17 protein-coding genes, 1 pseudogene and 1 riboswitch are annotated in these 18,293 nt (G+C 66.1%); of the genes and pseudogenes, 10 read left to right on the top strand and 8 right to left on the bottom strand.

All coding sequences use genetic code 11. The features are described 5' to 3' along the window. Position 1: 1 nt before the first annotated feature. The 5 genes from AB4850_RS25445 to AB4850_RS25465 all read right to left on the bottom strand — a co-directional run bounded on the left by AB4850_RS25445 (position 2) and on the right by AB4850_RS25465 (position 4,058). Positions 2-772: an SDR family oxidoreductase gene (locus AB4850_RS25445; protein ID WP_414442249.1), complete on the bottom strand. Its 771-nt coding sequence runs from the start codon at positions 770-772 to the stop codon at positions 2-4. Between the two features lie 185 nt (positions 773-957). After that, on the bottom strand, positions 958-1,710 hold the full coding sequence (locus AB4850_RS25450; RefSeq protein ID WP_414442250.1) for a glutathione S-transferase family protein: 753 nt from the start codon (positions 1,708-1,710) through the stop codon (positions 958-960). Next, positions 1,658-2,578, bottom strand: a complete 921-nt coding sequence (locus AB4850_RS25455; protein WP_414442251.1) for a helix-turn-helix transcriptional regulator — start codon at positions 2,576-2,578, stop codon at positions 1,658-1,660. The genes AB4850_RS25450 and AB4850_RS25455 overlap by 53 nt, the downstream gene beginning before the upstream one ends. After that, positions 2,575-2,799 (bottom strand): hypothetical protein, encoded by a 225-nt coding sequence (locus AB4850_RS25460; protein ID WP_414442252.1) that lies wholly within the window; start codon positions 2,797-2,799, stop codon positions 2,575-2,577. The genes AB4850_RS25455 and AB4850_RS25460 overlap by 4 nt, the downstream gene beginning before the upstream one ends. 53 nt (positions 2,800-2,852) lie before the next feature. Further along, the gene (locus tag AB4850_RS25465; RefSeq protein WP_414442253.1) at positions 2,853-4,058 is read right to left on the bottom strand and encodes a D-amino acid dehydrogenase; all 1,206 of its coding nucleotides are present in this window, start codon (positions 4,056-4,058) and stop codon (positions 2,853-2,855) included. Positions 4,059-4,214: 156 nt separating this feature from the next. Next, a riboswitch (glycine riboswitch) is annotated at positions 4,215-4,304 on the bottom strand. Positions 4,305-4,663: 359 nt separating this feature from the next. On the opposite strand from AB4850_RS25465, the gene AB4850_RS25470 reads away from it, so the two are divergent. From AB4850_RS25470 to AB4850_RS25485, 4 genes and pseudogenes are all read left to right on the top strand, one after another. Beyond that, the gene (locus tag AB4850_RS25470; protein ID WP_414442254.1) at positions 4,664-6,574 is read left to right on the top strand and encodes a YadA-like family protein; all 1,911 of its coding nucleotides are present in this window, start codon (positions 4,664-4,666) and stop codon (positions 6,572-6,574) included. Positions 6,575-6,794: 220 nt separating this feature from the next. After that, positions 6,795-7,025, top strand: a complete 231-nt coding sequence (locus AB4850_RS25475) for a hypothetical protein (RefSeq protein WP_414442255.1) — start codon at positions 6,795-6,797, stop codon at positions 7,023-7,025. Positions 7,026-8,559: 1,534 nt separating this feature from the next. Then, a pseudogene (locus tag AB4850_RS25480) lies at positions 8,560-9,831 on the top strand (ATP-binding protein); the annotation flags it as partial. Next, positions 9,806-10,225, top strand: coding sequence for an Hpt domain-containing protein (locus tag AB4850_RS25485; protein ID WP_414445608.1), 420 nt, complete (start codon positions 9,806-9,808; stop codon positions 10,223-10,225). The pseudogene AB4850_RS25480 and the gene AB4850_RS25485, both read left to right, overlap by 26 nt. Here the strand turns inward: AB4850_RS25485 and AB4850_RS25490 are convergent. Then, a complete protein-coding gene (locus tag AB4850_RS25490; protein WP_414445609.1) occupies positions 10,198-10,917 on the bottom strand; it encodes a response regulator in 720 nt (239 codons plus the stop codon). The two genes, AB4850_RS25485 and AB4850_RS25490, sit on opposite strands and share 28 nt — an antisense overlap. Before the next feature lie 415 nt (positions 10,918-11,332). Here AB4850_RS25490 and AB4850_RS25495 point away from each other — a divergent pair, with 415 nt between their 5' ends. Both AB4850_RS25495 and AB4850_RS25500 read left to right on the top strand, forming a co-directional pair. Beyond that, positions 11,333-11,527 carry a hypothetical protein gene (locus AB4850_RS25495; protein ID WP_414442256.1) on the top strand — a complete coding sequence of 65 codons (195 nt, stop codon included), beginning with the start codon at positions 11,333-11,335 and terminating at the stop codon, positions 11,525-11,527. 78 nt (positions 11,528-11,605) lie between these two features. Next, entirely contained in the window at positions 11,606-14,686 is a 3,081-nt protein-coding gene (locus AB4850_RS25500; protein WP_414442257.1) for an ATP-binding protein, read from the top strand. Between the two features lie 47 nt (positions 14,687-14,733). Here the strand turns inward: AB4850_RS25500 and AB4850_RS25505 are convergent, their stop codons facing one another. Continuing rightward, positions 14,734-15,006 (bottom strand): hypothetical protein, encoded by a 273-nt coding sequence (locus AB4850_RS25505; RefSeq protein WP_414442258.1) that lies wholly within the window; start codon positions 15,004-15,006, stop codon positions 14,734-14,736. Between the two features lie 241 nt (positions 15,007-15,247). Here AB4850_RS25505 and AB4850_RS25510 point away from each other — a divergent pair, with 241 nt between their 5' ends. Then, a complete protein-coding gene (locus AB4850_RS25510) occupies positions 15,248-15,526 on the top strand; it encodes a DUF1488 domain-containing protein (RefSeq protein ID WP_414442259.1) in 279 nt (92 codons plus the stop codon). A 104-nt stretch (positions 15,527-15,630) separates the two neighbouring features. Here the strand turns inward: AB4850_RS25510 and AB4850_RS25515 are convergent, their stop codons facing one another. After that, positions 15,631-15,912, bottom strand: a complete 282-nt coding sequence (locus AB4850_RS25515; protein WP_414445610.1) for a hypothetical protein — start codon at positions 15,910-15,912, stop codon at positions 15,631-15,633. A gap of 378 nt (positions 15,913-16,290) precedes the next feature. Between AB4850_RS25515 and AB4850_RS25520 the strand changes: the two genes are divergently transcribed. The 3 genes from AB4850_RS25520 to AB4850_RS25530 all read left to right on the top strand — a co-directional run bounded on the left by AB4850_RS25520 (position 16,291) and on the right by AB4850_RS25530 (position 18,289). Continuing rightward, on the top strand, positions 16,291-17,163 hold the full coding sequence (locus AB4850_RS25520; protein ID WP_414442260.1) for a slipin family protein: 873 nt from the start codon (positions 16,291-16,293) through the stop codon (positions 17,161-17,163). Between the two features lie 348 nt (positions 17,164-17,511). Beyond that, entirely contained in the window at positions 17,512-17,988 is a 477-nt protein-coding gene (locus tag AB4850_RS25525; RefSeq protein ID WP_414442261.1) for a PRC-barrel domain-containing protein, read from the top strand. A 127-nt stretch (positions 17,989-18,115) separates the two neighbouring features. Then, the gene (locus AB4850_RS25530; RefSeq protein WP_414442262.1) at positions 18,116-18,289 is read left to right on the top strand and encodes a hypothetical protein; all 174 of its coding nucleotides are present in this window, start codon (positions 18,116-18,118) and stop codon (positions 18,287-18,289) included. Positions 18,290-18,293: the final 4 nt, after the last annotated feature.

Raw genomic sequence — 18,293 nt, forward strand, 5'->3', positions numbered from 1 at the left:
CTCAGCGGTACTTCGCGCCGCCGTCGGCGTCGATCACCACGCCGCTCAGGTAGGACGCACGATCCGACGCGAGGAAGCTGACCAGATCGGCCATCTCCTCGGGCTCCGACGGCCGGCCGAACGGCAGCCCGTCGAGCAGCTCGCGCCAGCGCGAGGCGTCGCCGAGCTGCGTTTCGGCGCGGCTGCGATAGAGCTTTTCGAGCCGCTGCGTCGCGCACGGCCCCGGGTTGATGCCGACCATGCGCACGCCGCGCCGCGTCGCATGCGCGCCCACCGCTTGCGTAAACGCCACCAGCGCGGCGTTTGCCGTCGAGCCGAGAATGTAGTCGTAGCGCGGCGTCACGCCGGCCGCGCCGATCACGTTGACGATCACGCCGCTGCCGCGCTCCATCATCGCCGGCAGCACCAGCCGTGCGAAATCCATATAGCCGAACAGCTTCAGCTCCCAACTGGCCCGCCACGCGGCTTCGTCGATCGCCTCCAGCCCGCCGCCCGGAATCGCGCCGGCGTTGTTGACCAGGATGTCGATCGTGCCCGCGTCCGCCAGCAGCTCGCGACGCGCAACCGGGTCGGACAGATCGACCGCGCTCGCGCGCACCGTCACTTCGCCGGCCGCCTCGACTTCGCGCCGGGCCGGTTCGAGCACCTCGGGGTTCGACGACACCAGATGCACCGCACACCCTTCCCGGGCGAGCGCGATCGCGCTGGCCAGGCCGATGCCTTTCGATGCGCCGGTGATCAGCGCGGTGCGTCCTTTGATACCGAGATCCATGGGGATGTCTCCAATGTGTGCCGTCGGGATGGGGGAGAAGCGAGGGCCGACCGGGGCGCCGGGCGCCTCGTGTGCCGTCTCGACGGGGATCGTAGCAGGGGGCCGGGAAGTCGGTCGGCGGCGCAACAATGGCCGCGATTCGAGCAGGGGTATCAGGTGGCGATGCGCCGCTACGTTGCGCGCGCTCAGGTCAGCAACGGCGTCAGGTCCGGATCGCCCTTTTCCATCGCCCGACGATAAGCGGGCCGCGCGCCGATACGTTGGAGGTAAGCCAGTATCCCGGGGTACGGCGCGAGATCGACCGGATGAAACAGGCGCATCGTCGTCAGCGAAAACACGTTCATGATGTCCGCCGCCGTGAACGTGTCGCCGGCGAGATAGGCGCTGTGCGCCAACCGGTCGTCGATCAGGCGCAGCACCTTGTCGAGCCGCCCCCGGGTCGACGTCAACACCGGATGATCGGCCGGCAATCCGCAGCGCTCCACGGTCATCGATCGAAGCATGACCGGCTGCAGGTTGCCGTTGGCAAAATGAAACCAGTAGAGATAGGACGCGAACGCCGGATGGGACGAATCGAACTGCAGCCGCCCATGCCTGTATCGCGCGAGGATGAAATCGACGATCGCGGCCGATTCGGCCAGCCACGCGCCGTCGACCTCGACCAGCGGCGCGGCGCCGAGAGGATGCAGCGCCTTCAATTCAGGTGGCGACAGGCGTGTGACGGCGTCCCGTTGATACTTTTCGAGTTCGAAGGGAAGGTCCAGCTCTTCGCAGAGCCAGATGATCCGTTCGGATTGCGAATGACCCAGATGATGAATTTTCAGCATGGCATGTGTTCCTCGGTATGAAATGTAGCGAGCGAGACGGCGACGAGCGATGCGGTGGCTAGACGCCGTCCGGCGCGCCGAGATGGCGGCCGAACGACGCCGAGCGCCCACGGCGTTGTCCGCGAACGTCGGTGGGCAGATAGCCGAACCGCTCACGGAAGCGGGCGGAGAAGCGCGATGCGGAGGCATAACCGGTGGCCAGGGCGATCTCGAGCACAGGCACATCGGTGTTCTGAAGCAACGCCAGCGCATGCGACATGCGGACATCCTGCTGAAGCTGGCGAAACGATGTGTCTTCCGCCGCCAGCTTTCTTCGCAGTGTCGGCACGCTGGTTGCGATTTCGTCGGCGACGCGTTCCATCGACCACGCCATCGACAGATCCGCGGCAAGCAGCGTGCGAACCTGCTCGCCGAACGACGCCGACGCCGACGCCAGGGACGAAAAATGAAAACCGCGTTCGGCAAGCCACAGCAGCACTTCCCGCAAACGGCTCGCCGCGATCGCCGGCGGCAGGCCTTCGGCCGGTTGCAAGCCATTGAAGGCGCGATAGAACGATGCGCGAAACGCGTCGCCCAAGCCCGCATGCACGGCCACGCGCGGGCTCGGCCGGCGCCTGACCGGCTCGGGCATCGCGAGCAGCGCCGCACTCCAGCTGATCCAGAGCGCACGGTAGAGGCCGCTTCGGCCGGGCGTGTTGGAGATGTCGACGCGTTCACCGGCCTGCAGCGTGAACGCCGCTCCGGGGTTCGCGACGCACTCGCCGCCGCGCCAGCGAATCCGCTTGGTGCCTTCCTCGACGAGAATCAGCGTTGCCTGACCGACCACGATCCGACGCGAGGTCAGATCGGAGCGTTGCACGATATGCCCTGCCGCGCCCACCTCGGGCCTGGACAGTACGCTGCGTGAACCCGCTCCGAACCGGATTGCCTCGGCGAGGCGGTCGGCTGCCTCGCTCTCTGCCGACAGGTCGGCATTCATGGGACATCCGACAGCGAGCGCGTCGGCCACGGCATGGGCGATTCGAGCGTGGCAACGATCGGCTGCGGGCAGCGTGATGCGCGAGCGCAACGCAGCGCGGTGTCGAACGGTGAAGCGATCATGGCGGGTATCGTCGATGTCCAGGGAACGTGAGCCATTCTGTCATCAAATATCGGCATGATCGCCACGGTTTCGCTCAATCTCTGTGCGAATTCGCTCATCTCGTCGCGGCGAGGTTCGGACCGCATCCGGGCAGTCGGTCAATGCCGCGAATTCAACCCTCGCCGATCACCGACGTCACGGCCTCCGCCGTTGCCGCCGACAAGGTCCAGCCGAGATGCCCATGTCCGGTGTTGTAGAAGACGCCCGGGCGCTTGCCACGCCCCACTCGCGGCAGCATGCTCGGCAACATCGGCCGCAAGCCCGCCCACGGCACCACGCGAGACGTCGAGACGGCGGGAAAGTAGCGGCGCACCCAATCGACCAAAGGCTCGATCCGATCCGCGCGAATGTCCCGGTTCGCGCCATTGAATTCCGCCGTGCCGGCAACCCGGAAACGATCCGCGCCCAGACGGCTGGTCACGATCTTCGCGCGATCGTCGAGCAGGCTGACCCAGGGCGCGCCGTCGCGGCTCGGTGCATCGTCCAGTTGCACGGTGATCGAATACCCTTTGACCGGATAGACGTTCACGTGGTCGCCCACCATCGCGGCGAACTGCTTACTGCCGACCCCGGCGCAGATGACGACACGATCGAAAACCTCCTGTTGCTGTCCGGAGGCGATCGAGATCCGGCCGCCCGCGATCGACTCGATGCCGCCGACCGCCGTGTCGTAATGAAATTGCACGCCGCGACGCTCGCAGGCCGACGACAGCCCCCGGGTAAATTTGTGAATGTCGCCGGTTGAATCGGACTCCGTAAAGAATCCGCCGTGGAAACTGCCCTGAAGCGCCGGCTCGATCGCGCGCATTTCCTCCGGCGTCACCGCTCGTCGGTCCAGCCCGCCTGCACGCAGCAAGGTGTTCACGCGCGTGGCCGCGTCGTGCTCCTTGCGCGTTGCATAGAAGTGCAAAATACCGCGCCGCTCGTGATCGAACTCGATGCCCTCGCGCTCCGCAATCTCGAACAGATGGGCACGGGCGGCGATCGCCAGCCGCACGGTCTCGATCGTGTTCGCTTCGTAGCGCGGGATCTTCCCGAGGAATTCGGCAATCCAGCCGTACTTGTGCGCACTCGGGCGCGGGTTCAGGAGCAGCGGCGCGTCGCGCGTGAACATCCAGCGCAACCCCTTCAGTACCGTGGCGCGGCTGTTCCAGACTTCCGCATTGCTGGCCGAGAGCTGGCCGCCGTTGGCGAAGGAGGTTTCCATTGCGGCATAGCGGTGCCGTTCGAAGACGGTGACGCTGTGGCCGCGTTGCGAAAGCGCATAGGCGGTCGTGACGCCGGTAATGCCGGCGCCAATGATGGCGATTCGTGACATGTGATGGTCCAGACAGTGTTGAGCAATGCCGGCAACCCGTGCCGCCGGCGCGATTGCCCCATCTGTCCGTTTACCTGAGAGTTTCGCCACCTCCCGCATGACATCGCGGCGCGGCTCCCCTTCGGTGGGCGCGCAAGGCGCCGCTCTCCAGAGTGTTCCCGCATCACGGTCCTTTTGCCTGAGAGTTTCCGGGGCGGTTGCTCCGTCGGCGCCGCTTGAGCAAGCGGTCTCTCCCGTGATGCACGTGTAGAACGACCGCAAACTTACCATACGCAATGCGGAACGGCCAACGAAAACGCGATATCCCTTGCCGCGCGCTTGTCCTCGATACCGACATACCGATACATGGCGTCGAAGCCTCCACAGCGGCCCCGCGACGCGTGCCCCGGTATGGATTTTCGCGCCCCGGCAAGTGCATCGACCACCTCTTTCGCCCGCCATTCAACCGGTACGGGATTGACTCGACCACCGGTGTCCGCATCGCCGTCGCGCCGGCGTTTTCCGGTTTTAGTACTCGTCCTATGCGGTTCGAAACCGGTCAGATATCGCCGATGGTCAGCACTTTGTAAAGTGAACTCATCGGTTAAAACCTACTGGAGCGAACCATGAAAACCTCACTGATCCAACGCGCAGTCACCACCACCTTCCTCGTCGGCGCCATGTTTGGCGGCGTGAACGCAGCCCATGCCGCTTCGACCAGCGACTACTTCGTGGCGAAGGGCTCGGCCACCGTCGACGATTCCGCCACGGCCAAGGGCGCGAACGCGGTGGCAGCCGGCGCGTCGGCCGCCGCGAATGGCGCCGACTCGACCGCCCTCGGCCACGGCGCCATCGCCGCATCGGCAGGCGCCAGCGCGATCGGCGCGGGTGCCAGCGCCTCGGGTGCCGGGGCTGTCGCACTGGGCAACAACGCGGTGGCGGCATCGGGCAGCGCGGGCAACATCGCCATCGGCCAGGGCTCGCTGTCGAACGGTGGCGGCGGAGCGATCGCGCTGGGCCTCAATGCCAACAGCGGCAGCTACGATTCGGTGGCGGTCGGCACCAATGCGAAGACGCTCGGACATAGCTCGGTATCGATTGGGGAAGACGCCGTGAGCGCCTCGTCCGATTCGGTGACGCTCGGTCACGCGGCCAGCACAGCCAGCAGCGGCTCGGTCGCAATCGGCGTCAAGGCATCGACCGCACACTCCGATTCAGTGGCAATCGGCAATAGCGCGCTGGCAGGCAGCACCGGCTCCGTATCGCTCGGTGTGAACGCGGTCACCAGTAATTACGATTCGGTCGCGATGGGCAACAGCGCCCAGACCAACGGCTCCAGCTCGATCGCCATCGGCGTCAAGTCGGCCGCCAACAGCTACAACGCGATCGCCATCGGCGCGGGCGCAACGACCAATTCGTCCCTGACCACCGCCATCGGCAACGGCGCATCGGCCAACGGGCAGTCCGCGATTGCGATGGGATACAAAGCGGCTGCCAACTGGACGGGCGACACGGCGCTCGGCTCGCAATCGACGGCCACCTCGAGTACCCCCACGAGACCGGCGACCGCGGTCGGCTTCCAGGCGCAAGCAGGCGAATCGGGATCGGCGCTGGGAGCCGGTTCCCACGCGCTGATGCTTCAATCCACGGCTATCGGCAGCAACAGCTCGGTATCGGAACTCAACGGCACCGCCGTCGGCTTCCGCGCGCAAGTGCAAGCCGGCGCCACGAACGCCGTCGCACTCGGCCAGGGCAGCGTCGCCAATCGCGCCAACACCGTCTCGGTGGGCGCGGCGGGCGCCGAACGCCAGATCACCAACGTCGCGGCCGGCACCGCCGACACCGACGCGGTGAACGTCGCGCAACTGAAGCAGGCCGGCCTGGTGGACGGCAACGGCTCGACGCTCGACGCACTCGTGTACGACGCCGGCTCGAACCGCGGCATGGTCACGCTCGGCGGGATCGGCGCGGCCCAGACGGTGGCGCTCACGAACGTCGCGGCAGGCCGTATCGCCGCGAACAGCACCGACGCCGTGAACGGCGGCCAACTGTTCGAGCTGACCTCGCGGGTCGATGCGCTTGCGAGCACGGGCTATTCGGGCAATACCGGCCGGGATGCGGGTAACGGCGGCCCCGTCGACGGTGCGGGCCAGCGCATCACCAACGTCGCGGCCGGTGTGGCGGACACGGACGCGGCGAACGTCGGCCAGTTGAACTCGGCTGTCGACAACGGCGTGCAGCGCGCCAACGCCTACACGAACCAGCAGGTCGGCCAGCTGCGTTCGGACGTGGACGGCTACCGCAAGGACGCGGCCGCCGGCTCCGCCTCGGCGATGGCGATGGCGATGGCGAATTTGCCGCAGGCGGTGCTGCCGGGCGAACGCGTGGTGTCGATCGCGGGCGGCACGTACGGCGGCCAGTCGGCGATGGCGCTCGGCCTGTCGACCGCCACGCAAAAGTGGATGGTCAAGGGTTCGCTGACCACCAACACGCGTGGCTCGGTGGGCGCGGGCGCCGGTGTGGGCTACCGCTGGTAAGGCTTCCTGACCTGTTCTGACGACAACAACGACGAACAGAGAGAGCAGGACCGACCCCGTGGTTCGTTCCGGAAGTTGTAGCGGGGTCGTTTGGCCGGGCTGAATGCCCGGCTTTTTTTCGTCCCTGTCCCATAGCCTGGCGAGCCACCGACCGCCAGACTGCTGTTTTGCGGTCCGGCAGCAGCGCAGCCGGGCACATCTTGCCGGGAGAGGAATTGCGATGACATTCAGCAAGAACGAGCAGAAGCAACTGATCGCCGCATCAAATGCGGGCCGGGCGCGGATCGACGACACCGTCAAGCAGTTGCGTCTCGATCATCCCGACCACTTCCACACCGAAGCGTCGTTGCCACTGCGACGCTTCTTCGACCAGCCGCTGCGCGGCGAGCCGTGTCAATCATTCGTGCAGCGGGTCGGCGCCCGCGACAGCGATCGCAACCCGGCCGCCTGATCCCGGCCGCCTGATCCCGGCGGCCCGATCGCCCCGCTCGCCACCCGACGCCACGTCGAATTCACCCGGCGAATTCGCTTATGATTGGCGATCTCGATTCACCCCGCAGGGGCGGTTCATGGCAATGCAAGACCATGAAGGCAGGCATCGCCGACTCACGGACGCCCTGTCCGCCGCCGAGGCGTCGGCCGGCAAGCCGGGCGTGCTGAATCGCTATCAGCGCGTGCTGCTGTACGGTGGCGGCGTGATCGTTTCGCTGGTGCTGGCGGCGATCGCGGCGGCCGTGATGACGGCGCTCGTGAAAGGCTACATCGCCGATCGCTACGCCGATTTCGTGATACGGCAGACGAGCCTGCAACTCAAGGTCAACGAAACGAACACGGCGTTTCGAGCCGGAATCCAGCACGAGGAAGCGGTCTGGCTCGACCGTCAGGCGCCGCCCGCCTCGCTGGTCGCCAGCTTCGCGGCCCAGGGCGGCCGCGCGACGGTGCGCGGCAATCCGCATTTCCCGCCGATGCTGCTGCTCGGCGATATCGCTTCGCCGCAACCGGCCGCTTCGTTTTCCCCCTACCTCGCGATGGCGCAGGAATTCAGCTACCGGCTCGGCGCCTACGCGCAGGAGCGTGGCTACGCGCGGATCGGCTATTTCTACTGCTACAGCCCGGACCGCAGCTTCATGGCAATCCTGCCCGCACCACCCGGCGGCGATCCGGTCGCCGCCAGCGGCGCGGGCAGCGTGCACGCCCTGCTGGCGCGCCTTGCGCCCGATCTCGGCGATCTGGCCAGCGCCACCGTGCGCGATGCGCTCGGCGGCCCCGCCGCGCCGGTGTGGCTCCCGCCCACGCCAGGCCCGTTCATCGGCGAGCCGGTGATCCGCATCGCGAAGCCCGCCTATGTCGACGGCAAGCCGGTGATCGTGTTCGCGAGCAATCTGCCCGTGCGCGTGCTGCAATCGATCCTGCCGACCGATCGCCACGATGCGAACTCGCTCGTGCTGGATGCGCGGGGCACGGTGTTCGCCGCCTCGGGCAAGGCTGCCGACCACGAGGCGCAACGCCTGGCGCTGATGCGTCGGCTCGCGGCCGGCTCGCATGCCGAGGCCCCGATCGCCACGCACTTCCGGGACGGCCTGTTCGTGATCCGCGCCGGCGTGCAGCCGCTGGGCTGGACGTTCATCTACGCGTTTTCGTGGCGCACCGTGCTGGCGGAGCTGTGGCCGAAGCTGGCCGGCTGCCTCGCCGCCCTGCTGCTGACGATCGGCCTGGTGTGGACGGTGCTGCTGCTGCTCGACCGGCGGATCTTCAGGCCGGGCCACCTGAGCGCGCAACGCATCTTCGAAAGCGAGCAGCTCAATCGCACCATCATTTCCACCACGCCGTTCGGTCTCGCCCTGCTGTCGATGGACAACGGCGCGGTGCTGCTGGAAAACGCGGTGATGCGCGACTACGCGGCGCGCACGGCGGCGGGAGAAGCGCCGCTGCGCGAACAGTTGTACGACCGTTTTCACGCGGCGGGGGCCGAGCCGGCAGCGCACATGGGGCTTGAACTGCCGTTGCGGCTCGCCGACGACAGCGTCCGCCAGCTGGAAGTGGGCCTCGTCGCCACCAAGTACCGGGGCGCCGACGCCCTGCTCTGCAACTTCTCCGACATCACCGCCCACAAGTCGCTCGAACACACGCTCGAAGCGGCACGGCGCGCGGCCGACGCGGCGAACCAGGCCAAGTCGTCGTTCCTGTCGATGATGAGCCACGAGATCCGCACCCCGCTCCACGCGATCCTCGGCAACCTGGAGCTGATGGGCCGCTCGACGATGACGGCCGCGCAGAGCGGGCAGTTGCACGCGGTGGTGTCCTCGTCGCGCACGCTGCTCGATATCATCAACGACTTGCTCGACTTCTCGAAGATCGAATCGGGGCAACTGGGCATCGAGGCGATCCGCTTCGATCCGGCCGATGTCGTCCGGCAAAGTGCCGCCATCTTCTCGGCGGTCGCGCGGCAAAAAGGGCTGCAATTCGAATGCGTGATCGAGCCGGATCTGCCGCGCCATTACCTCGGCGACCCCACGCGATTGCGCCAGATCGTCTCCAACCTGCTCAGCAATGCGATCAAGTTCACCGATGCCGGCGACGTCATGATCGAACTATTCAGGGAGGACGATACGCGCGTCGATTCGCCGATCGTCGTCAGCGTGACCGATTCGGGCATCGGCATGACGCCGGAACAACAGGCGGCGCTGTTCCGGCCGTTTACGCAGGCCGATGCGAGCATCGCGCGCCGCTACGGCGGCACCGGGCTCGGCCTCGCGCTGTGCAAGCGGCTGACGGAGATGATGGGCGGCACGATCGAGGTGCGCAGCCGGCCGGACGATGGCAGCACGTTCGCGGTGAGCTTGCCGTTGGCGCCCGATCAAGCGGGAGATCGGGCTGAAGCGGCAGCGGCCGGCGCGAATCCCGCTCCACACGCAGCGGTGCCGGACACGGCCACCGCCGCCCGCATCCTGGTGGTGGAGGACACCCCCGCCAATCAGTTGCTGTTCGAGGCGCAGCTCGCCACGCTCGGCCATCGCTGCGAGCTGGCCGGCAACGGCAGCGCGGCGCTGGCGCGCTTCCTCGCCAAGCCGCGCGATTTCGACCTGATCATGACCGACCTGAACATGCCGGGCATGGACGGCTACACGCTCGCGCAGGCGTTGCGCCAGTGCGGCGCGACCGTGCCGATCGTCGCCATCACGGCGCATGCAGGGGACGCGGAGCATCGGCGCTGCCGGGCGGCCGGCATCGATGCGATCCTGGTCAAGCCCGCGCTGCTCGACGAGATTGGCGGCACGATTCGCCGGCTGCTCGGCCGCGAGCCCTTGGCGGCCACGCACGCCCCCGAAGACGACATCGCGCAGGGGCCGCTACGCGGTGCACAAGACGCTGACGCGCTCGCTCGACAGCGGCCTGCAGGCGTTGCACACCGCCGCGGCCGACGGCGACCACCCCGCGCTGCTCGCGCATCTGCACGCGCTGCGCGGCGCGTTCGCGATGATTCACGAAGCCGAGCCGGCCGGGCTGTGTGCGGACATGGAAGATGCCGTGCGCGCCGTGGCGGGGAGCCCCGTCGACATCCTGGCCCGGATCAGGCGCTTCGAGTCGGCCGCGCGCACCGTGCTGGCGCGGCGCGGCCCGGCTCAACGCGCGCTGCCGTCCGGCTCTTGAGGGGTCGTGTCGGCCGGCGTGTCGGCCGCAGAATCGGCCGGCCTGGCGGCCAGCGCCGCGCCGATCGAATATTTGATCAAGTCGGTATCGGTTTCCACGCCGAGCTTGCGCATCGCGCTATTTTTCTGCGCGCTGATGGTTTGCTTGCTGCGCTTGAGTTGCGCGGCGATCTGGTTGACCGTCATGCCCGACACGAACAGCCGGATCACGTCGGACTCACGCGTGGTGAGCGCGCGGTCGCTGTGGCCGTGCGAATCCGCCTCGAGTTGCCAGACCACCTTGGCGATGGTCGGCGAAAAATATCGGCCATCCGCATACGCCCCGTGAATGGCGGCCAGCAGGTGATCCGTGGTGTCGGATTTGCTCAGGATGCAGTTGATGCCGAGCTTGAGCAGCGACCGGATCACGCCCGGGTTGTCGATCATGGTCAGCACCACGATGCGCGTGGCCGGATAGCGCCGCTTCAGGAACGAGAACAACGTGATGCCGTCGCTGTAATCGCTGCCGGGCATCGCGTAATCGGACACCAGCACGTCGCACGGCTGCTTGCCCAGCGCATCGATCAGTTCGGTGGAATTGCCAGCGGTGGCGACGACGTCGATGGTGCGATGCTTCTTCAGCGTGTGAAGCAAGCCGACGATGATCGGGGGATGATCGTCGGCGAGCACGACCCGGATGGCGAAATCGTCCATGTGAAAGCGTCCTGTGCGGTGGGCAACCGATGCATGGCGGCACTGGGTGCCCGCCGGGAATACGCAGGGAACCCCTGCACGTTCCACTGTAAGGCCGCCACCGGTACCGACCCATAGTACTTGGGTGAATTCGGGCCGGTGAATCTCGGACTCGGCCTAAATAGTAGCAGGACGAATCCTAAATGCACACGGCTCGGCCTGCCCCTCCCAGCGGCGATCGAGGCCTGCCTCGCCGTCGGCAGAATTTCGTACGGGTCCCATGCCATCTCGTACCCGGTCAGATTTCGCCGCGTCGCATCCCATCCCACAATGATGCTCAGGGTGCCGACACTGCTTCACCGGGCACCGCAATCTGACCGCATTCGCGCGACGCCATGCCGGGTCTCGCCGCAAGCCACGCGCCGGAACTTCATCGATGAACAAACCCGCGACGACCCCTGCCCTCAGCGTGCTGCTCGCCTACGCGGCGCTGAACGAGAGCGATCAGACGTTTTTCCACTGCAAGCTCAACGAGTTCGTGTTCGCTTCGCCCTCAAGCAGGCGGGAACTGATCTGCCGCTGGCAACACCTGCTGGCCGGCCAGGCCCCGGAAGCGAGCCCGGACGACTGACCCACGGCGCGCCATCCGGTTTTCGGCCACGCGCCATGCGCGCGGTTTGCATGACGCAAACGGCCGAGGACGATCCACATGGCATATCCACACGGGCGGCCGAACGCGCCCACCACGCGTTCGGACCCGCCGGCTCCGGACCTCCTGCTGCTCAAGCGCTACCAGCGCGTGATGCTGTATGGCGGCGGCATCGTGCTGTCGATGCTGATGGTTGCCGCCTACGCGCTCGGTATCGAGGCCAGCGTGCACGACTATCTCGCGGGCCAACACAACGCGTTCCTGGTCAACCGCTCGCTGCTTCGCATGGAAATGGAAACCGAGCAGGCGCTGTTTTCGCGCACCGTGGCGGCCGCCGAGCTGCTTTGGAGCGAGCATCGCCGTGCCGGCAAACATGAGCTTGCCGAGTTCGCCCAGTCGAAAGGCCGCCGGGTCGTGCAAAAGCATCGCGACGCCACCGCGCAACTCGCGCTCGCCCAGCTCGACAGGCGCGACCCAGCGCCCGATCAGGATTCCTATGCTTACTATCTGGGCCTGACCGCCGAGATGGGCAACGTATTCGGCGCGGCCGAGCGGCAGGTGGGGCGGCCCGGAATCGGCATCTTCTACAACCCCGACCGCACCTTCGTGTCGATGGCGCCCGCGCGGCTCTCCGATGACGTGCTCGGTGAGCCCGGCCAGCACAGCGTGGCCGACGTGATCGAGCGCCTGGTGCCGCGCGCATCGACCTTCGAAGCGAACTCGATCGACGATGCCGTGTCCGGCGTACTGCCCACTTATTGGTCCTCGCCGCTGCCGAACCCGTTCGGCGCAGGCCATGTGCTCCATCTGAGCCAGCCCGCGCACTACGAGGGCGAGGTGTTCGCGATCTTCGTTCGCCAGGTGTCGATCGAGCGCCTTCGCGCGATGCTGCGCCAGTCGCCCGCACCGGGCGAATTCCTGGTGCTCGACCGACAGGGCGATGTCGTGTTGCATTCCGAGGGCGATCCGTCGCGCGCCGACACCGCGCTTGCCATCCGGGCGCTGAAGGTGGGCGCTGCGCGACCGCGCAAGCGCAATCGTGTCGCCGACGCTTATCGCAGTGGCGTGTTCTCGATCAGCGATCGAATCCCCGGCACGGACTGGACGCTCAATTACATCTGGTCGTGGCGCACCATGGCCGCGGCGCTCGCGCCCAAGCTCGTCGTCTGGACAGGCGGCGTCGCGAGCCTGCTGGCGCTGCTGTGGACCCTGCTGCTGGTGTTCAACCACAAGGTGTTCCGCCCCGTGTACCGCCGCTCGCAGCGCGTGTACGAAAGCGAGCACCTGAACCGGTCGATCCTCTCCACGGCGCCGGTCGGGATCGGCCTGATCTCGATCGCGCGCCGCGAGGTGATCTTCGAGAACGAGCCGATGCATGCGTACCGCCACGCCGCCCACGGCGGCGGCCGGCGCATCACGCAGCCCTTGCTCGATGCCTATCGCACGCATTGCGCCACCTTCGGCAGCGACAAAATCGTCGTGCCGCTGAATCTCGACCTCAACGTGGTGACCGAGAACGGCACGACCCGCAACCTGCTCGCCAGCATCGTGACCGCGCGCGTGCACGGCGAAGATGCGATTCTCTGCATCCTGTCCGACATCACGGTGCGCAAGCTCGCTGAGTACGCCGCCACCGAAGCACGGCGGCTGGCCGAGGAAGCGAACACCGCCAAGACCATGTTCGTGGCCGCCGTGAGCCACGAGTTGCGCACGCCGCTCAATGCGATGCTCGGGCATCTCGAACTGCTGCGCCGCCATTGGCCATCGCTCGACGACGCCGGGCGCCTCGCCGTGGTGGAAACCTCTGCCCAGCATCTGCTCGACGTCGTCAGCGACATTCTCGACGTCTCGAAGATCGAATCGGGCCGGATGCAGCTCGAATCGATTGCGTTCAGCCCGGCGCGCCTGGTCCATCAGGTATCCCGACTGTTTGCGCCGCTCGCGGCGAGCAAGGGTATCGCGCTCGAGGTCGAGATCGGCGCCGCCGTCGATTCGGCATGCATGGGCGATGCCCTGAGGGTAAGGCAGATTCTCGTGAATCTCGTATCGAACGCGATCAAGTTCACCGAGCGCGGCCATGTGCGAATTCGCGTGGACATGTCACACGGTGTGTCCGACGCCGGCACCGTCCATATCGTCGTGGAGGACACCGGTATCGGCATGACGCCGGAGCAGCAGGCCCGCATCTTCGATTCGTTCGCCCAGGCCGACGAGTCCATCTCGCGGCGGTTTGGCGGCACGGGGCTCGGCCTCACGCTGTGTCGCAAGCTGGCGGAGTTGATGGACGGCACGATCGATGTGTCGAGCCAGCCCTCGGTGGGAAGCCGCTTCATCGTGCAGTTGCCGCTTCCGGCCACGCTCGCCGCGCCGGTTGTCGACATCTGCGCCGGCCCGCCGGACATACCGTTCGACGCGCACCAGCGACAAGTCGAGATCCGCGTGCTCGCGGTCGATGATCAGGAACTGAACCGCGCGCTCATCGCCGACCAGCTCGCCGAACTGGGATACGACGCGGACGTGGTCAGCAATGCGCGCGACGCGATACGCGCATTCATCGAACACGATTACGACGTGGTGCTGACCGATCTGAGCATGGCCGGCATGGACGGCTTCGCGCTGGCGCAGTGCCTCACCGACATCGATCCCGGGGTGCCGGTGATCGCCTATACCGCGAACACGTCGGATACCGATGCACATAACTGCCGCGAATGCGGGATGTCGGACGTGCTGCACAAGCCCGCGACGCTGGCCATGATCGACGCGGCGGTGCGACGCAACCTGCGTCTTCCGCGGACGGTGCATGAAATGCCAGCCTTGAGCGACGGGGCACTCGGCGAATACCATTTCGAAGTGCTTTGGCGAACGACCCTCGATAATTTCGATGACGCGCGTCGTGCGATCACCGCCGGCAACCCGGCACGGCTGCTCGACATCCTGCACGCCCTGCGAGGCGCCTGGGCGATGGCACGCGAGCCGGCCATCGCCGATGCGTGCGGCGACATGGAAATGCAGTGCCGGCAGCACGGGGTGGAGGGTGCCTTGGCGGCGCTCGACACACTGTGGTCGAGCATTGACGCAGCCATCAGGTGCAGAGAAAGCGCGATGGCGCAACCTGTGCCAATCGCGGTCGATTCAAACTGACGGTAAAGCGGACTGTCGGCATTTCCGCGTTCGCGGCGGCTTGGGTATCACGCGGATGGACGGACCTTTCCGCAAGTGACCGCGCGAAGATCGGTGGCCGCGCCCTGCACGGCCGCCACGGTGCCGGTGGTGCGCGTGTAACGCACCGCCAGCGGGATCGCATACGCGCCGCCGCTGGTCGGCTGCGGCGCGATCCACAGCGGCCGAAAAAAAATTGGCGCGGCTGCCGCACGAAACGTGCCTATACTCAACAACGACGATTCCAGACGCGACCACGTCGCCGCACCGTTTCGATCGCAAGCGCCTTGCGATGCATCCACGGCGCACTTTATGAATGTTTTACGGAAGGAGGCAGTAATGAGCAAAGCCCAAGACGCCCGAAAATCGGAAAAGAAAGTCGCAGTCAAGACACCGAAGGAAAAGAAGGATGCGAAGAAGCTGAAGAAGGAGGCCGCGAAGCGTCAGTGATATCGCAATCGCGAAGGCGCCGCCCGATCGAAGTCCCGGTCGAGCGGCGCTGTTTCAACGTCAGGCATGACAACGCGAGGCTTCGATATCGCCATGAATCGTTATTTCAGAAAGCCGACCACGGTGCTTCAATTCCCCAATCCGAGCCGCAGCTACGATGCCTCCCGGCATTGCGTGTGTTTCTGGGGCTACGACAATTCGCGTGAAATCAGCTTCATGGTGGACGACGCCGTACTCAGAAGCCTGCAACCCGATATGGGCTCCGACGAGCACGCGATGCTGGTTGCGTTCGACGCGTTTCGCGATACGGTGCTCGAGATCGCACAGCGGCAATATGTCGGCGGTCCGCAGAATCGATATTTGATTTCATGAGCGGCAAGCCCGCTCCGGATCGGCCAACGCACGAGCGCCGGCCGCACATCTCCCCGACATAAAAACGAACGGCGCCCGGTTTCCGGGCCACGCAACCGCGCAAATCAGGTCGGTCCGATCGGAACGGCCGTGATCTTGCCGTCGACGATGTCCTTGCCGAACTGGATTGCGCCGTCGAGCGCCAGCGCCTCGGTAGGCGGCTCACCGTTCGCGAAGATCGTCCTGTACCGCATGGCCGGTGCCGACGTGGACGGAATCGTATCGATCCGCACGACCGAACCGAATCGCCTGGCCCCGGGCAAATACGGGTCGCCCAGCGGCGGAAACAGGGATTGGGCATAGGCGCGAAGCTCGTGGCCTCGGTAATCGATGGTGGGAATCGTCATGATCCGCTCCTGATTGAGCAACGATTTGCGCGAATGGATTCGGGCGGCGCGGGCCCCTGATACGTCGAACAGACCGGGCCAGCCTGCGCGCTTCGCCACCGATAAGCAAGAACAAAACCGGATCGCTCAGCCAAGTCGATTCAAGGCCTCGATCCGCCCATCGAACCGTGCTGCGCATCGATGGCGGTATCGACGTTCGCACGATGCACATGCGGCATGATTCGGCATGTTTCGGTATGACAGCGTACGGATTTTCCGTGCCATCGGAAGCAGAATTCGAACGAGTGCCGCGGTTCGCCGCGGCACTCAGGACCTCTGCGAAACGATCTGCACCATCGTGCCCGGCAATCGCAGCCGTTACCGGAATGGAGGGTGATCGTGAGTCCCGTCAGATTGGTTCTTGCATTCCTGCCCCTCCTCGCCGCGCTGCTCGCCGGCATGCTGGGCGCCATCGCGCTCGGCATCGGGCTGTTGGTCGTCGCGACCCTCGTGATGGCATCGGTGCGAGTGGCCAATACCTGGGAAAAATTCGTCATCCTGCGCCTCGGCAAGCTGCAAGGCGTCAAGGGCGCCGGCTTCTTCATGATCGTGCCGATCCTCGACACCGTGGTCGCCGTCATCGACGAGCGGATCCAGACCACCGCGTTCAACGCCGAGCAGGCCCTGACCCGCGACACCGTGCCGGTCAATGTCGACGCGATCATCTTCTGGCATGTTCACGACGCGCAAAAGGCCGCGCTCGCGATCACCGACTACCGGCAGGCCATCGATCGCGTCGCGCAAACCTCGTTGCGGGAGATGATCGGCTCGTCGATGCTGGCGACCCTGCTGTCGGATCGCAAGACCGCCGACGCGCATCTGTGCCAGGAAATCGGCCGCAAGACGGCCGATTGGGGCGTCACCGTGCGTTCGGTCGAGACGCGTGACGTGGCGATTCCCGTTGCCCTCCAGGATTCGATGTCGCGCCAGGCGCAGGCGGAGCGCGAAAAACAGGCGCGGGTCATTCTCGGCTCGGCGGAGGCGGAAATCGCCGGCAAGTTCGTCGAGGCGGCGCAGGTGTACGCAGACCATCCGGGTGCGTTGCAGTTGCGGGCGATGAACATCATCTACGAGACCACCAAGGAACGCGGCGCCACGATCCTGATTCCCAGCTCGATGATCGACGCCCTGAATCCCGTCGCGCAACTCGCGCAGGCGAACCGTTCGCACCCGAGCACCGACGGCGCACCCTCGCTCAAGACCGCGGCATGAGCGTGTGACGGCATACGCGCGACGTCGCACGTCGTGCATGGCCGTGCCGACGCACCCACGGGCGGATCGCGCGGCCCTGAAAGCGCTTCCATCAACCCGCCGAATTCGTACGATGCCGTACCGATTCGACGATCGGGCGCGCGCACAGTCGTACCGAGCCTGCATGCGACTCACCCGTCGAAACAGCCAACGTGCCGGCAGGCCACGCCGCCCCGAGCCCACGCCGGCGTGTCCCTGACCCGTCCCCTCGTCAGTTCGCGCTGCGCCCGTCATGCGGCCCGCATGACTACCGAAATGCCGTCCGGAAAATCGTTTCGGCATCCTTTTCAATAAATTCAGGAGAGCATCATGACGACCATCGATCCGAACCGGCCCGCATCGGCCACACCGGACGGCGCCGGCATCGTCGGCCGTGGTGAAGGCGACGGGCCGGGCCCCGACATCATGGCGGCCGACACGCTGCGCGGCGACAAGGTGATCTCGTCCGACAACGAGGAGGTCGGCAAGATCGCCGAAATCATGCTGGACGTGCGCAGTGGGCGCGTTGCCTACGCGGTGCTGTCCAGCGGGGGCTTTCTCGGTATCGGCGACAGCCTTCGCGCGATTCCGTGGAGTGCGCTCACGCTCGATACCGATGACGCATGCTTCCGGCTCGGCGTCACGGCCGACAGCGTGAAGGACGCACCCGTATTCGAAAAATCCGCTTGGCCGTCGATGACCGATCTGGAATGGGGCCTGAAAATTCATGCGCATTACCACCGTCGCCCGTATTGGACGGCAACCGAGCAGGCGATATCGAACGATCCGCCCGGCCTGCTGCTGTAACGGGCACCGAAGTCGAGGCCGCGAGATCAACGCGGCGATCGACCGTTTCACGCGAAGGCGTCCGGCCCCATCCGGCCGGCCCGCACCGCGTTTCGTCCACCGATCCAACCTGCACTGGAGCATCACCATGGTCAAGGTACACACCACCGATCACAACGAGAGCAAGAAGAGCAAATCGAAGGACGCGCACCACGACGACGCCGCGCCCGCGAAGCAAGGCACCGAGGACGCGAAGGACGCCGTCCGCCAACCGCAAAAGACGCACGATACGCACAAGGACGCGCCGAAACACGCGCGTTGAACCT

This window comes from Burkholderia sp. 22PA0106, from assembly GCF_047497155.1.
GTDB lineage: Bacteria > Pseudomonadota > Gammaproteobacteria > Burkholderiales > Burkholderiaceae > Burkholderia.

What these genes read in the sequence shown, in the direction of transcription:
- AB4850_RS25445 (WP_414442249.1), bottom strand. Translation starts at nt 772, where the DNA reads ATGGATCTCGGTATCAAAGGACGCACCGCGCTGATCACCGGCGCATCG.
- AB4850_RS25455 (WP_414442251.1), bottom strand. Translation starts at nt 2,578, where the DNA reads ATGAATGCCGACCTGTCGGCAGAGAGCGAGGCAGCCGACCGCCTCGCC.
- AB4850_RS25460 (WP_414442252.1), bottom strand. Translation starts at nt 2,799, where the DNA reads ATGAGCGAATTCGCACAGAGATTGAGCGAAACCGTGGCGATCATGCCG.
- AB4850_RS25465 (WP_414442253.1), bottom strand. Translation starts at nt 4,058, where the DNA reads ATGTCACGAATCGCCATCATTGGCGCCGGCATTACCGGCGTCACGACC.
- AB4850_RS25470 (WP_414442254.1), top strand. Translation starts at nt 4,664, where the DNA reads ATGAAAACCTCACTGATCCAACGCGCAGTCACCACCACCTTCCTCGTC.
- AB4850_RS25475 (WP_414442255.1), top strand. Translation starts at nt 6,795, where the DNA reads ATGACATTCAGCAAGAACGAGCAGAAGCAACTGATCGCCGCATCAAAT.
- AB4850_RS25485 (WP_414445608.1), top strand. Translation starts at nt 9,806, where the DNA reads ATGCGATCCTGGTCAAGCCCGCGCTGCTCGACGAGATTGGCGGCACGA.
- AB4850_RS25490 (WP_414445609.1), bottom strand. Translation starts at nt 10,917, where the DNA reads ATGGACGATTTCGCCATCCGGGTCGTGCTCGCCGACGATCATCCCCCG.
- AB4850_RS25495 (WP_414442256.1), top strand. Translation starts at nt 11,333, where the DNA reads ATGAACAAACCCGCGACGACCCCTGCCCTCAGCGTGCTGCTCGCCTAC.
- AB4850_RS25500 (WP_414442257.1), top strand. Translation starts at nt 11,606, where the DNA reads ATGGCATATCCACACGGGCGGCCGAACGCGCCCACCACGCGTTCGGAC.
- AB4850_RS25510 (WP_414442259.1), top strand. Translation starts at nt 15,248, where the DNA reads ATGAATCGTTATTTCAGAAAGCCGACCACGGTGCTTCAATTCCCCAAT.
- AB4850_RS25515 (WP_414445610.1), bottom strand. Translation starts at nt 15,912, where the DNA reads ATGACGATTCCCACCATCGATTACCGAGGCCACGAGCTTCGCGCCTAT.
- AB4850_RS25525 (WP_414442261.1), top strand. Translation starts at nt 17,512, where the DNA reads ATGACGACCATCGATCCGAACCGGCCCGCATCGGCCACACCGGACGGC.
- AB4850_RS25530 (WP_414442262.1), top strand. Translation starts at nt 18,116, where the DNA reads ATGGTCAAGGTACACACCACCGATCACAACGAGAGCAAGAAGAGCAAA.